13 protein-coding genes are annotated in these 14401 nt (G+C 65.7%); 9 read left to right on the top strand and 4 right to left on the bottom strand.

The window, feature by feature from the left end; translation table 11 throughout:
- The first annotated feature begins 44 nt into the window (after window positions 1-44).
- From CAG41_RS08975 to CAG41_RS08965, 3 genes are all read left to right on the top strand, one after another.
- Complete coding sequence (locus CAG41_RS08975; RefSeq protein WP_085584948.1) at window positions 45-1403, top strand: TolC family outer membrane protein; 1359 nt, start codon at window positions 45-47, stop codon at window positions 1401-1403.
- Between the two features lie 83 nt (window positions 1404-1486).
- Window positions 1487-3646, top strand: a complete 2160-nt coding sequence (locus CAG41_RS08970; protein ID WP_085641276.1) for a type I secretion system permease/ATPase — start codon at window positions 1487-1489, stop codon at window positions 3644-3646.
- Between the two features lie 10 nt (window positions 3647-3656).
- Window positions 3657-5018, top strand: a complete 1362-nt coding sequence (locus tag CAG41_RS08965) for an HlyD family type I secretion periplasmic adaptor subunit (RefSeq protein WP_085584952.1) — start codon at window positions 3657-3659, stop codon at window positions 5016-5018.
- 559 nt (window positions 5019-5577) lie between these two features.
- Here CAG41_RS08965 and CAG41_RS08960 read toward each other — a convergent pair.
- Together CAG41_RS08960 and CAG41_RS08955 are read right to left on the bottom strand one after the other, a co-directional pair.
- On the bottom strand, window positions 5578-6174 hold the full coding sequence (locus CAG41_RS08960) for a tRNA-uridine aminocarboxypropyltransferase (RefSeq protein WP_085633082.1): 597 nt from the start codon (window positions 6172-6174) through the stop codon (window positions 5578-5580).
- 2 nt (window positions 6175-6176) lie between these two features.
- Window positions 6177-7070, bottom strand: coding sequence for a LysR family transcriptional regulator (locus tag CAG41_RS08955; RefSeq protein ID WP_085584957.1), 894 nt, complete (start codon window positions 7068-7070; stop codon window positions 6177-6179).
- Window positions 7071-7417: 347 nt separating this feature from the next.
- On the opposite strand from CAG41_RS08955, the gene speB reads away from it, so the two are divergent.
- The 6 genes from speB to CAG41_RS08925 all read left to right on the top strand — a co-directional run bounded on the left by speB (window position 7418) and on the right by CAG41_RS08925 (window position 13004).
- On the top strand, window positions 7418-8368 hold the full coding sequence (gene speB, locus CAG41_RS08950) for an agmatinase (protein WP_085584959.1): 951 nt from the start codon (window positions 7418-7420) through the stop codon (window positions 8366-8368).
- A 9-nt stretch (window positions 8369-8377) separates the two neighbouring features.
- Entirely contained in the window at window positions 8378-8800 is a 423-nt protein-coding gene (locus CAG41_RS08945) for a nuclear transport factor 2 family protein (protein WP_085584961.1), read from the top strand.
- A gap of 54 nt (window positions 8801-8854) precedes the next feature.
- The gene (locus CAG41_RS08940; RefSeq protein WP_085584963.1) at window positions 8855-10366 is read left to right on the top strand and encodes a cytosine permease; all 1512 of its coding nucleotides are present in this window, start codon (window positions 8855-8857) and stop codon (window positions 10364-10366) included.
- Window positions 10367-10522: 156 nt separating this feature from the next.
- Window positions 10523-11902 (top strand): sodium:solute symporter, encoded by a 1380-nt coding sequence (locus CAG41_RS08935; RefSeq protein ID WP_085584965.1) that lies wholly within the window; start codon window positions 10523-10525, stop codon window positions 11900-11902.
- Between the two features lie 84 nt (window positions 11903-11986).
- Complete coding sequence (locus CAG41_RS08930) at window positions 11987-12712, top strand: MBL fold metallo-hydrolase (RefSeq protein WP_085584967.1); 726 nt, start codon at window positions 11987-11989, stop codon at window positions 12710-12712.
- A gap of 43 nt (window positions 12713-12755) precedes the next feature.
- The gene (locus tag CAG41_RS08925) at window positions 12756-13004 is read left to right on the top strand and encodes a phosphopantetheine-containing protein (RefSeq protein WP_085584969.1); all 249 of its coding nucleotides are present in this window, start codon (window positions 12756-12758) and stop codon (window positions 13002-13004) included.
- 164 nt (window positions 13005-13168) lie between these two features.
- Here the strand turns inward: CAG41_RS08925 and CAG41_RS28800 are convergent, their stop codons facing one another.
- Window positions 13169-13297, bottom strand: a complete 129-nt coding sequence (locus CAG41_RS28800; protein ID WP_003184145.1) for a PA1414 family protein — start codon at window positions 13295-13297, stop codon at window positions 13169-13171.
- A 142-nt stretch (window positions 13298-13439) separates the two neighbouring features.
- On the bottom strand, window positions 13440-14333 hold the full coding sequence (locus CAG41_RS08920) for a LysR family transcriptional regulator (protein ID WP_085584971.1): 894 nt from the start codon (window positions 14331-14333) through the stop codon (window positions 13440-13442).
- Between the last annotated feature and the right edge of the window lie 68 nt (window positions 14334-14401).

The following is a 14401-nucleotide window of genomic DNA, read 5'->3' as shown; positions in this document are numbered from 1 at the left end:
TTGGCGACAGTGAAACACCATCAGGACTCAGGGAGATGTAAACCATGCGCGTATTGACCCCCCTCTGCAGTGCGGTTTTGCTGGCCATGGCTTGCACTTCCCAGGCTCAGGCCATGAACCTCACCGAAGCCATCCAGAGCACCATCGCCACCCACCCGGAACTGGCCTCGCGCGTGGACGCCCGCCTGTCCGCGGATGAGCAGGTGAAGGTCGCCAAGGGCGGCTTCTACCCGTCGGTGGACCTGAACGCCGCCTACGGGCGCGGCTACAGCGACAACACCAATACCCGGGCCTTCGGCAACCACCACACCGAAATCCTCAACTACACCCAGTCCGAACTGCGCCTGCGGCAGATGCTGTTCGACGGCTTCAACACCGCCAACGAGGTCGAGCGCACCAAGGGCGTGTCCAACTCCCGCGCCTACTATGCGCAAGGCACCGCCCAGGACCTGGCCCTGCGCACCATCGAGGTCTACCTCGAAGTGCTCAAGCGCCGCGAACTGGTGACCCTGGCCAAGAACAACCTGCAGGCGCACCTGCGGGTCAACGACCAGATCGGCCTGCGCACCGAACGCGGCGTGGGCAGCACCGCCGACTCCGACCAGTCGGTGGCCCGTAAGGCGCTGGCGCAGAACAACCTCGACACCGCCGAGGTGGACCTGGCCGACGCCGAGTCGAACTTCTACAGCGTGGTCGGGCGCATGCCCGACGAGCTGGAGGCCCCGCCCTCGACCCGCGGCGAGATGCCCGCCGACCTGCGCGAGGCCCAGCAGAGCATGGTCGAGAACAACCCTTACCTGAAATCCGCCCAGGCCGACGTGCAATCGGCCGAGAGCCAGTACGAAGTCGCCAAGTCGCCGTTCTACCCGCGCTTCGATGCCGAAGCCGCCGTGGGCGCGAACAACAACGTGCAGGGCGACGAAGGCCACGACAACGAATGGCGCGTGGGCGTGGTGATGAACTACAACCTGTTCCGCGGCGGCAGCGACAAGGCTCGCCTGGCGTCCGACGCGCACCAGATCAACCAGGCGATGGACATCCGCAACAACGCCCTGCGCCAGCTCAACGAGAACATCCACCTGGCGTGGAACGCGATGGTCAACGCCAAGAAGCAGACCCCGACCGCCCGCGAATACGCCGAGACCACCAAGCGCGTGCGCGCCGCCTACCAGGACCAGTTCGGCCTCGGCCAGCGCACCCTGCTCGACTTGCTCGACAGCGAAAACGAGCTGTACAACGCCAACCGCCGCTACACCGAGATCCGCTACACCGAAGAGTTCTCGATGTACCGGGTGCTGGCGAACATGGGCCAGTTGCTGAGCAAGCAACGGGTGGTGCTGCCCGCCGACGCGATCGCCGCCACGGAAGTGAAGAACGAGGCGCGTCTGCCCGAACTGAAGTAGCTCGTCTGAAGTGATTCGCTGCGGCGAGGGCGCTTGCTCCCTCGCCGCAGGTCATCGGCCCTTCATCAAGGGGAGCGATCGGTATGACCAGCATGGAACCCGGCAACACCGGGATCGATCCGCGGCTGAGTTTCGACGACCCGTTGCTTGACGGTCTGTTGATCCTCTGCAAGCTCCACGGCGCCATCGTCAGCCGCGCCAGCCTGAGCGCCGGCCTGCCCCTGGACAAGCAACGCCTGAGCCTGGACCTGCTGCCCCGCGCAGCGGCACGGGCCGGTCTGCAGGCACGCCTGCTGCGCCGTGAGCTGAAGGACATTTCCCCGCTCAACCTGCCGGTGCTGCTGCTGTTGAACAACGGCCGCACCGCCGTGCTGCGGCGCCTGGCCGACGACGGCAAGGCGCTGATCCTGCCCAGCGAGGCCGACGGCGGCGAGCAGTGGGTCAGCCACGAAGAGCTCGCCGGGCACTACAGCGGCCAGGCCCTCTTCGCCCGGCCGCGCCATGAACTGGAAGACCTGCGCTCGCCGCTGGTGCCGCGGGTGCAGGCGTGGTTTCGCGACACCCTGAAGCTGTCGAAATGGCTGTACAGCGACGCGATCCTCGCCAGTTTCCTGATCAACCTGCTGGGCCTGATGGTGCCGCTGTTCGTCATGCAGACCTACGACCGCGTAGTGCCGAACCAGGCCACCTCGACCCTGTGGGTGCTGGCCATCGGTCTTTTGATCGGCACCGGCTTCGAACTGGTGCTGAGGGTTGTGCGCGCGCACCTGCTGGACACCGCCGGCAAGAAGACCGACGTGATCCTGTCCGCGACCCTGTTCGAGCGCATCACCGGCATGGCGATGAAGGCCAGGCCCGCGACCATCGGCGGGTTCGCCCAGAGCATCCACGACTTCCAGGGCCTGCGCGAATTCCTCACCGCCGTCACCCTGACCAGCCTGATCGACCTGCCCTTCGTGGTGCTGATGCTGGCGGTGATCGGCCTGCTCGGCGGCTGGCTGGTGGTGATTCCGCTGGCGGCGTTCCCGGTCACCATCGTGTTCGCCCTGGTGATCCAGGCCCGCCTGCGCGACACCGTGCAGAAGAGCCTGAGCCTGGGCGCCGAGCGCCAGGCGCTGCTGATCGAGACCCTCGGCGGCCTGGAGACCCTCAAGGCGTGCAGCGCCGAAAGCGAGCGCCAGCACAAGTGGGAAAGCACCCACGGCGCCCTCACCCGCCTCGACAGCCATGCGCGCAACCTCTCGGCGCTGGCGACCAACGGCACGCTGTTCATCCAGCAGTTCTCGGGGATGGCGACGATCGTCGCAGGGGTCTACAGCATCATCGCCGGCAACCTGAGCGTCGGCGCGCTGGTGGCCAGCTACATGCTCGGCAGCCGTGTGCTCGCGCCGCTGGGGCAGATCGCCGGGCTGATCACCCGCTACCAGCAAGCGCAGCTGACCATGAAAAGCACCGACGCCCTGATGGCCCTGCCCCAGGAGCGCGACGGCAAGCAGCGGCCCCTGGAGCGCACGCAACTGCAAGGCGCGCTGGACGTCAACGGCGTGACCTTCCATTACAACGGCCAGAACGCCCCGGCCCTGAACCACATCAGTTTCAGCCTCAAGCCCGGCGAACGGATCGGCATCATCGGCCGCAGCGGCTCGGGCAAGAGCACCCTGGCACGGCTGGTGATGGGCTTCTACGAGCCCGGCGAAGGCCAGCTGCTGCTCGACGGCCTGGACCTGCGCCAACTGGACGTGGCCGACCTGCGCCAACAGGTCGGTTACGTCGCCCATGACCTGCCGCTGCTGGCCGGCAGCCTGCGCGACAACCTGACCCTCGGCGCCCGCTACGTCAGCGATGCGCGGATGCTCGAAGTGGCCGAACTGACCGGCGTCACCGAACTGGCCCGCCAGCACCCGCAAGGCTTCGACCGGCCGGTGGGCGAGCGCGGGCAACTGCTCTCCGGCGGCCAACGCCAGGCGGTGCTGCTGGCCCGGGCGCTGCTGCTGGATCCGCCGATCATGCTGCTGGACGAACCCACCAGCGCCATGGACAACAGCAGCGAAGACGCCCTGCGCCAGAAGCTCCACGAACAGGTGCAAGGCAAGACCCTGCTGCTGGTCACTCACCGCACCTCGATGCTGAGCCTGGTGGACCGGTTGCTGGTGCTGGACAACGGCCGGATCGTCGCCGACGGTCCGAAGGAAGCGGTCATCGATGCGCTGCGCAAGGGCCGGGTCGGCTCGGCCGCGGTCTAGGAGTTGCCCCATGTCTGCTTCTTCGTCTTCAAAACAGCGCGGCTACTTCGACAGCTTCGGCAAAAGCGCCGAGGCCGAGTTCATGCCGGAAACCGCCGGCGCCTCGCTGCAGGATTCGCCGCGGGCCTCGCGCATCACCGTGTGGCTGGCGGCGGCGCTGCTGATCAGCGCGCTGGTGTGGGCCAGGTTCGCGGTGCTCCAGGAAGTGACCATGGGCGAAGGCAAGGCGATCCCGTCGAGCAAGGTGCAGGTGATCCAGAACCTGGAGGGCGGCATCGTCACGGAAATCTTCGTGCGCGAAGGCCAGATGGTGAACAAGGGCGACACCCTGCTGCGCCTGGACGACACCCGGTTCCTGTCGAACAAGGGCGAAAGCGAGGCCGACCGCTATGCGCTGATGGCCCAGGTCGAGCGGCTGTCGGCGGAGGCCGAGGGCCGGCCGTTCACGGTGTCCGCCGAAGTCAGCGGCAAGGCCCCGCAGGTGGCCGAGGACGAACGCTCGCTGTACGAACAACGGCAGCGGCGACTGGCCAGCGAACAGCGCACTCTCAGCGAGCAACTGCGGCAGAAGACCCAGGAACTGGCCGAGTTCCGCTCCAAGCAAGGGCAGTTCAGCTCAAGCCTGGCGCTGGTCAATCAGGAGATGAACATGTCCGAACCGCTGGTCAAGACCGGCGCGGTCTCCCCGGTGGAGATCCTGCGGCTCAAGCGCAGCGCGGTGGAGATCCGCGGCTCGCTCAACGCCACCACCCTGGCGATCCCCCGGGCCGAATCGGCCATCGCCGAGATCCGCAGCAAGATCGACGAATCGGAGCAGACCTTCCGCTCCGAAGCGGCCAAGGAGCTCAACGAGAAACGCACCGACCTGTCGAAGATCACCGCGTCGAGCATCGCCATCGACGACCGCGTCAGCCGCACCACCGTGACCTCGCCGGTGCACGGGGTGATCAAGCAACTGAAGGTCAACACCATCGGCGGCGTGGTGCAGCCAGGCAGCGACATGGTGGAGATCGTGCCGCTGGAGGACAACCTGCTGATCGAGGCCAAGGTGCGTCCGCAGGACGTGGCGTTCCTGCATCCGGGCCAGAAAGCCATGGTCAAGTTCAGCGCCTACGATTACACGATCTACGGCGGGCTCAGCGCCAAGCTGGAACTGATCGGCGCCGACACCATCACCGACGACAAGGGCAACAGCTTCTACCTGATCCAGGTGCGCACCGACAAAAACCATTTGGGCGGGGACGTGAAGCCACTGCTGATCATCCCGGGGATGGTGGCGACGGTGGACATCATCACCGGCGAGAAAACCGTGCTGGACTACCTGCTCAAGCCGGTGCTCAAAGCCCGGACCGAGGCGATGCGCGAACGCTAGTGATTATCCGGAATTTGTGCTGATAGGCATGGCCTCATCGCTGGCAAGCCAGCTCCCACAGGTTCAGCGCCGGGCTCGGACTTTGTGTTCGACAGGGACACTGTGGGAGCTGGCTTGCCAGCGATAGCGGTAGGCCAGGCAACAGAGATGTCGGCTGAACTGGCCTCATCGCTTGCAGGCAAGCTCCTACAGGTTGTGGGGTGTACAGGGATTCTGCGGACAGACTGGATCCTTTGTGGGAGCCAGCCTGCTGGCGATGGCGGTGGGTCAGGCAGCAGAAATGCCGGCAGTGCCGGCCTCATCGCTTGCAGGCAAGCTCCTACAGGTTGTGCGGTGTACCGGGATTCTGCGGACAGCCGGGATCCTTTGTGGGAGCCAGCCTGCTGGCGATGGCGGTGGGTCAGGCAGCAGAAATGCCGGCAGTGCCGGCCTCATCGCTGGCAAGTCGAGTCGTCGCACCGCAGCTCCCACAAGTGTTTGCGGTGTGCCTGGATTTTGCAGGCACCGGTGATACCTGTGGGAGCTGGCTTGCCAGCGATGGGGCCAGCAAGGGCACCGGTCATTTTTCTGCATGATTGCGCTGGAAGGTCTCCTCCCCCATCGCCGCGATCTGCCCCTCGATCAACGCCTCGAACGGCTTGAGCAGCGGCTCGAACGACGCCGGCGCCTCCAGCGTCTGCAAGGCCTGGACGATCGCCTCGACCGTGGACAACGCCCCGGGCCCGGGCGCCTTGCGCAAGCGGTAGCGGGACACCCCGCCGTCGGCCAGCGTCACCCGCGGCAGCGCCGCCAGCAACGGGTTGAGGTGCAGCAGCTTGCGCGCCTTGCGCCAGGTGCCGTCGGGCACCACCAGCAGCAGCGGTTCGTCGGACGCGCCGTAGGCCTGCAGCGGCTGCGCATCGTCCGCCGGAAACAGCAAGCGCGCCTGATACCCCGGCCGGTTCAGCAGCGCCGGCAGACCCTCGAACACCTCACCGACGATCAGCTCGGCGTTGGTCAGCCCCAGCGCCGCCAGCCGCGCCGTGTTGAGCGCATGGTTGACTTCGCTCGGGTGCTGCAGCAGCAACACGCGCGTGCGGCTGTCGAGGCGGGGGATCAGCGCGCACAGGCAATGGGTTCGGGGGCGCAGACAGCGCGGGCATTGGGGTCTGGACATTTTCAGGCCTGATTGAGCTGGGCTTTGAGCAAATCGCGGAAGGTCTGGATCAGCGGCTCGCGGCTGCGGCCACGGCGCATGATCATCGAGAACGGCGCCTGGTAGCCGAAGGTCGCCGGCAGCAGCACGCGCAGGTCGCCCTTGTCGGCCCAGGCCTGGGCGTAATGCTCCGGCAGGTAACCGATGTAGGCGCCGGACAGCACCAGGATCAGCTGCGCCTCCATGCTTTCCACCGTCGCGGCGCTGTGCTTGAAGCCGTGGCGGGCCAGTTCCGCCTGGCTCCAGTAGCCGCGCCCGACCATGCGCTGCTGGGTGATGACCTGCTCGGGGATCCGCCGCTCGGTGAACAGCGGATGACGGTTGCTGCAGTACAGCCAGTGCTGCTCGCGGTACAGCGGCATGTACACCAGGCCGCTCATGCGCGTGGAGAACGCGCCGATGGCCAGGTCGAGGCGGTTGTCCTGCACGCCCAGCTGCAATTCGTAGGGGCTCATCACCGACAGGTGCAGGTGCACCGCCGGGTGCTCCTGACTGTAGGCGCCGATGGCCTCGGCGAACGGCAGGGCCTTGTCGCTGACGGTGGAGTCGATCACCCCGAGGTTGAGCGTGCCGCGCAGCTCGCCCTTGAGCGCGGCGGCGTACTGCTCGAAGCCTTCGAGCTCGGCCAACAGGCGCAGGGTCTCCTGATGGAACAGCTCGCCCTTGCTGGTCAGGCTGAACCCGCCGCGCCCGCGGTGGCACAGCACCAGGCCGAGGGCGGCCTCCAGCTGGCTCATGTAGGTGCTGATCGCCGAGGTCGACAGGTTGAGCTCCTGCTGGGCGTTGGCGAATCCCTGATGGCGCACCACGCTGACGAAGATGCGCAAAAGTTTCAGGTCGGGTAAAGCGTTGGCCATACAAATGCTCCGGACTCGGGTAAAGCGCTCAACTCAACACAACGGAAAACCCTGCAGGAGCGAGCCTGCTCGCGATGGCGGTGGCTCAGTCAACGTTGACGCTAGCCGCCAGTCCGTCATCGCGAGCAGGCTCGCTCCCACGGGTTTTGTATTCGTCATCCCAATTGGGGATGGCCGAGAAGTCTATCTCGCGCCTCGCCATTAGTTCAGAAAAATCTGAACTAAGTATTTGCCCGCAGCGATTCTTCCGACCTGCGGCATTTCGCAGAATCCGCCCACAACGGTGCCCGAACCTTGCGTAAGCGGCGTACCCGAACAACTAAAACAAAGACGATGAGGCCCTACCCGTGGACAAGATTCTTCACCAACCACTGGGCGGCAACGAAATGCCGCGCTTCGGCGGCATCGCCACCATGCTCCGACTCCCCCACCTCGACACCGCCGCCGGCCTCGACGCCGCCTTCGTCGGCGTGCCGCTGGACATCGGCACCTCCCTGCGCCCTGGCACCCGTTTCGGGCCGCGCGACATCCGCACCGAATCGGTGATGATCCGCCCGTACAACATGGCCACCGGCGCCGCCCCGTTCGACTCGCTGTCGGTGGCCGACATCGGCGACGTGGCGATCAACACCTTCAACCTGCTCGACGCCGTGCGCATCATCGAAGAAGCCTACGACAACATCCTCGAGCACAACGTGATCCCGCTGACCCTGGGCGGCGACCACACCATCACCCTGCCGATCCTGCGCGCCATCCATAAAAAGCACGGCAAGGTCGGCCTGGTGCACATCGACGCTCACGCCGATGTGAACGATCACATGTTCGGCGAGAAGATCGCCCACGGCACGACCTTCCGTCGCGCCGTCGAAGAAGGCCTTCTGGATTGCGACCGCGTGGTGCAGATTGGTCTGCGGGCCCAGGGCTACACCGCCGACGACTTCAACTGGAGCCGCGACCAGGGTTTCCGCGTGGTGCAGGCCGAAGAGTGCTGGCACAAGTCGCTGGAGCCGTTGATGGCCGAAGTGCGCGAGAAGGTCGGCGGCGGCCCGGTGTACCTGAGCTTCGACATCGACGGCATCGACCCGGCCTGGGCGCCCGGCACCGGCACCCCGGAAATCGGCGGCCTGACCACCATCCAGGCGATCGAGATCGTGCGCGGCTGCCAGGGCCTCGACCTGATCGGCTGCGATCTGGTAGAAGTCTCGCCCGCCTACGACACCACCGGCAACACCTCGCTGCTGGCCGCCAACCTGCTGTACGAAATGCTCTGCGTACTGCCTGGCGTGGTCCACCGCTGAGGGTTCGCCATGAACGAACGTGATCAGGTTCTGCAGGCGGCCGCCGACCTTGTGTCCGCCTTCGCCCGCAACGACCGCGAAGCCTACTTCGGTGCCTTCAGCGCCGACGCCAGCTTCGTGTTCCACACCCTCGAACAGCCCCTGCTGTCGCGCGACGCCTATCAGGCGCTGTGGGACAGCTGGCGCGCCGAGGATGGCTTCGAGGTGCTCTCGTGCACCTCAAGCAACGCCTACGTCAGCCTGCAAGGTGACGTGGCGGTGTTCATCCATGACGTGGCCACCGAGCTGCGCATGCAAGGGGAGCAACACTTCAGCCAGGAGCGCGAGACGATTGTGTTCAGGAAACACGCGTCGAGCCTAGAACAACAAGGCCTATGGCTGGCCTGCCATGAACATTTGTCCGCAATGCCGGAAGGGCTGCCACCCCCTTAGCCAAACAGGCGACGACCACGCACGATGGGCGCGCCTTGATGATCGGAGCAGATCATGAATAACAAGAACAACGACCAAAGCCTTACGCAGATTGAAACCCACGGGGTCGAACAGATCCCGGACCACGAACGCACCGCAGGTCCCGTGGACTTGTTCCGCATGATCTTCGGCGGCGCCAACACCTTCGCCACCGCCGTGCTCGGCAGTTTCCCGGTGCTGTTCGGCCTGTCTTTCCAGGCCGGTGTCTGGGCGATTGTCTCGGGCGTGCTGCTGGGTTCGCTGATCCTTGCGCCGATGGGCCTGTTCGGCCCGCTCAACGGCACCAACAACGCCGTGTCGTCCGGTGCGCACTTCGGCGTGCACGGACGGATCGTCGGCTCGTTCCTGTCGCTGCTGACCGCCATCGCCTTCTTCTCGCTCTCGGTGTGGAGTTCGGGGGATGCGCTGATCGGCGGCGCCAAGCGCCTGATCGGCCTGCCGGAAACCGACCTGACCCTGGGCCTGGCCTACGGCCTGTTCGCGGTGCTGGTGCTGACCGTGTGCATCTACGGCTTCCGCTTCCTGCTGTGGGTCAACAAGATCGCGGTGTGGAGCGCCAGCCTGCTGTTCCTGCTGGGCGCGTTCGCCTTCGCCGGCCCCTTCGATGCGCAGTACGCCGGCACTGTCAGCCTCGGCCAGCCGGGCTTCTGGGCAGCGTTCATCGGTGCGGCGCTGGTGGCCATGAGCAACCCGATCTCCTTCGGCGCGTTCCTCGGCGACTGGGCCCGCTACATCCCGCGCGACACCTCCCGGCAGCGGATCATGACGGCGGTGATCCTTTCGCAGATCGCCACCTTCATCCCGTTCCTGTTCGGCCTGACCACCGCCACTATCGTGGCGATCCAGGCGCCGGACTACATCGCGGCCAACAACTACGTCGGCGGCCTGCTGGCGGTGTCGCCGGGCTGGTTCTTCCTGCCGGTGTGCCTGATTGCGGTGATCGGCGGCATGTCCACCGGCACCACGTCGCTGTACGGCACCGGCCTTGACATGTCCAGCGTGTTCCCGCGGGTGCTGTCGCGGGTCAAGGCGACGCTGCTGATCGGCGTGCTGTCGATCGCCTTCATCTTCATCGGGCGCTTCGCGGCCAACCTGGTGCAGAGCGTGTCGACCTTCGCCGTGCTGATCATCACCTGCACCACCCCGTGGATGGTGATCATGATCATCGGCCTGGTGGTGCGCCGCGGCTTCTACTGCCCGGACGACCTGCAAGTGTTCACCCGCGGCGAGCGAGGCGGCCGCTACTGGTTCCACCACGGCTGGAACTGGCGCGGCATGGGCGCCTGGATCCCCAGCGCGGCGGTCGGCCTGTGCTTCGTCAACCTGCCGGGGCAGTTCGTCGGCCCGCTGGGCGAACTGGCCGGCGGCATCGACATCAGCCTGCTGGTGACCCTGGGCCTGGCCTCGGTGCTGTACCTGATGCTGCTGAGCCTGTTCCCGGAGCCGGCGCTGGTGTACGGCCCGCAGGATGCCCGGAGCCGACAGACAGATGCACAGAGCAAGACGGCCATGCGCCAAGCCGCCTGACCAAACGCTGTACCCCTGTGGGAGCGGGCTTGCCCGCGATGACGGCGGCACATCCGGCAATGATGCGACGGATGCACCGCTTTCGCGGGCAAGCCCGCTCCCACAGGGAATCGAACTCGGCCTCAACATAAAAAAGACAATCGGAGACACGCCATCATGGCTTTGGATTTATTCGTCGTCCTCATCTACGCGGCCGGCATGCTCTTGCTCGGCTACTTCGGCATGCGCAAGGCCAAAACCAACGAAGACTTCCTGGTCGCCGGGCGCAACCTGGGCCCGAGCCTGTACATGGGCACCATGGCGGCGACCGTGCTGGGCGGTGCGTCCACCGTCGGCACCGTGCGCCTGGGCTATGTGCACGGGATCTCCGGCTTCTGGCTGTGCGCGGCCCTGGGCTGCGGCATCGTCGCGCTGAACCTGTTCCTGGCCAAGCCGCTGCTGAAACTGAAGATCTACACCGTCACCCAGGTGCTGGAGAAGCGCTACAACCCGATGGCCCGCTCGGCGAGCGCGGCGATCATGCTGGCCTACGCGCTGATGATCGGCGTGACCTCGATCCTGGCCATCGGTACCGTGCTGCAGGTGCTGTTCGGCCTGCCGTTCTGGATCTCGGTGCTGCTGGGCGGCGGCGTGGTGGTGGTCTACTCGGCCATCGGCGGCATGTGGTCGCTGACCCTGACCGACATCGTCCAGTTCATCATCAAGACCGTGGGCCTGATGTTCATCCTGTTGCCGATCTGCCTGTACCGCGTCGGCGGCTGGGACGACCTGGTGATGAAGCTGCCGGCGGCGGCGTTCAACTTCACCACCATCGGCTGGGACACGATCATCACCTACTTCATGATCTACTTCTTCGGCATCCTGATCGGTCAGGACATCTGGCAACGGGTGTTCACCGTCAAGAACGAGAAAGTGGCCCAGTACGCCGGCAGCTTCGCCGGGGTCTACTGCATCCTCTACGGCCTGGCCTGCGCCCTGATCGGCATGGCGGCCCACGTGCTGATCCCGGACCTGGACAACGTCAACAACGCCTTCGCCGCCATCGTCAAACTGTCGCTGCCGGACGGCATCCGCGGCCTGGTGATCGCCGCCGCGCTGGCCGCGATGATGTCCACCGCCAGCGCCGGCCTGCTGGCTGCGTCCACCACCCTGACCGAAGATCTGCTGCCCAAGCTGCGCGGCGGCAAGCCGTCGAGCCTGGGCATCAATCGCCTGTTCACCCTGCTGACCGGCGCCGTGGTGCTGGCCATCGCCCTGGTGGTGAACGACGTGATCAGCGCCCTGACCCTGGCCTACAACCTGTTGGTGGGCGGCATGCTGATCCCGCTGATCGGCGCGATCTTCTGGAAGCGCGCGACCACCGCCGGCGCCATCGCCAGCATGGGCATGGGCTTCGCCACGGCGCTGCTGTTCATGGTCAAGGACGGTCTGGACGCCAACACCCCGATCTACTACAGCCTGGCCGTGGGCCTGGTGAGCTTCGTTGTGGTGAGCCTGATGTCCCGTCGCCCTGCCCCGGTGGCCAGCGCGATCTAAGCTTCACATAACGACTCGATGCTTTCTTCGGCGGGTGTGGCGTCGGTTGCCACACCCGTTTTTTTCGTCTGGAGAAAATGATTGATGAAGATCGTCAGCCGCGACCGGTGGTTCGAAGTGCAGTCCCTGGGCGACGGCATCCGCCTGATCCACGAGCCGTACATCCGGCCGTTCTACCGCTGCAACCTGTGGCACATCCAAGGCCGCGACAAGGACCTGCTGCTCGACAGCGGCTCGGGGCTGGTCAGCCTGCGCGAACAACTGCCCTGGCTCACCGAGCGGCCGCTGGTGGCGGTGGCCAGCCATTGCCACTTCGACCACATCGCCGGCCACCACGAATTCGCCGAGCGGCTGGTGCATCCGGCCGAGGCCGACATCCTGGCGGCGCCGGACGGCGACAACGACCTGAGCCGCGCCTTCGTCGGCGACGACATGTTCGAGGCCCACCCGGACTGCCCGCTGTGCTATGCCGAGTACCGGGTCAAGGCAGCGCCGGCCACCGGCTTCGTCGAGGACGGCGACGTGCTCGACCTGGGCGACCGCACGCTGCAGGTGCTGCACACGCCGGGGCATTCGCCGGGCGGGATCAGCCTGTACGAAGCGGCGACCCAAACCCTGTTCAGCGGCGACATCATCTACGACGGCCCGCTGATCGAAGACGCCTACCACTCCGACCTCGACGACTACGCCGCCAGCCTGCGGCGCCTGCACGGCCTGCCGGTGCGCACGGTGCATGGCGGGCACTTCGGCAGCTTCTCCGGGGAGCATCTGCGGGGAATGATTGACCAGTGGCTGCGCCGGCACGGGTGAAGCCTGCTGTACTCCATCAGGTCGACACCTTCGAATGACTGCCATGAACAGAGCCGCCGTGCGCGCCGCCGTGCACCGATTCATCTTTCGCCTGCTGGAGAACCGCGAATTCGACGACAACACCAGCCTGGCGCAATTGGGGCTGGAGAAAGCGGACATCGAAGATCTGATCTTTCATCTGGAAGATGAATTCGGACTGACGGCGTTCACCGCGGAGGAAGACCGAATGCTCAGGCGCGCGAAAACGGCGAATGACTTGAGCCGGTTCCTGATGGAAATCAGCCGGCATTGAGAACGGTTGTCTGATACGTGCTTGAGGACGAGACCGGCTGAGTCGAAGAGCAGGTCTGTGTGGCGAGGGCGCTTGCTCCCGCCGGGCCGCCAAGCGGCCCTGTGATGGGTGGCGGCTGAACCGTAGGCGGGAGCAGGCGCCCTCGCCACAGGATTGCGCCTTGGTTACCGGCGACGCGGCTGACGCCGGCGCTGTTCGTCGTCGGTGCGGATCGGTACGGGTTGCAGAGGCGGTTCGATCAAGCCGAGGGCAACACCCAAATCGTGCAGCCAGTTCTGAATTTTCTCTTTCATCGTCATGCCCCCTTCAGGGTGGTGCCGAGCGGCCGGAATTCTGAGGCCGCTTCGCACTGATAATAGTCTGAAGTCCTACGCAATGCGCAGTGAAATCCGCAATGATCTGTTACTGAATCGGACGAAATCCCTGACCGTTCGCTCAAGCCGTTTCCCGCGTGTCTTCACCGGCCACGGGATAGAGCGCCCGCTGCTGTTCGATCCAGGCATTGAGGTTGGCGCCGACCATCCCTCTGCGCCACATCAGCCACGTCGTCGCACTGGCGAACGGCTCGGCCAGCGGGTGCACCGCCACGCCTTCGCGCCCCGGCAGGCTGGCGAGCATCGACTCGGACATCAGCGCCACCCCGCTGCCGGCGATCACGCAGGCCAGCATGCCCTGATACGACTCGATCTCCATCGCCCGGCCCATGGCCGCGTGGTAGTGGGCAAACCAGGATTCCAGCCGCGCACGGTAGGCGCAGCCATGGCGGAAGGTGAACACCGCGCGCCCCTCGACATCCTTGGCGCTGCGCACCGGCGGGTGCTCGGCCTCGCTGATGAGCACCAGCCGCTCGTTGCACAGCGGCACGCCGTCGATGCCGGCCAGCTGCGGCGGGCCGTCCACCAGCGCCGCGTCGAGCCGGCCGGTGAGCAGTCCTTCGAGCAGCTCGCCGCTGGGCCCGGACTGCACTTGCAGGTTCACCGCCGGATAGCGCTTGTGATAGCGGGCCAGCAGCGCCGGCAGATGGATCGCCGCCGTGCTGTACAGCGTGCCCAGCACGAAGTCCCCCGCCGGCTGCCCGCCCATCACCGCCGCGCTGGCCTGGTCACGCAGGGCGAACAGCTTGCCGGCGTAGTCCAGCAGGACTTTTCCCGCAGGCGACAGCTGTAAACGCTGACGCTCGCGGACGAACAGTTCGACGCCCAACTGCTCCTCCAGCTGTTTAAGCCGGGTCGACAGGTTGGACGGCACCCGGTGCAGGCGTTCGGCGGCGCGGGTGATCGAACCTTCCTCGGCCACCGCCTGAAAGATCCGCAGTTGGCTGAATTCCACGAGTATTCTCCGTAACAGAACAAGTTACTCACTATTATTCAATTTTAAAGAAAGTCAATCAGTCCTAG

Source organism: Pseudomonas sp. B35(2017), assembly GCF_002113645.1.
Classification (GTDB): Bacteria; Pseudomonadota; Gammaproteobacteria; order Pseudomonadales; family Pseudomonadaceae; genus Aquipseudomonas; species Aquipseudomonas ekonensis.
This window is presented reverse-complemented; position numbering and strand designations above follow the sequence as displayed.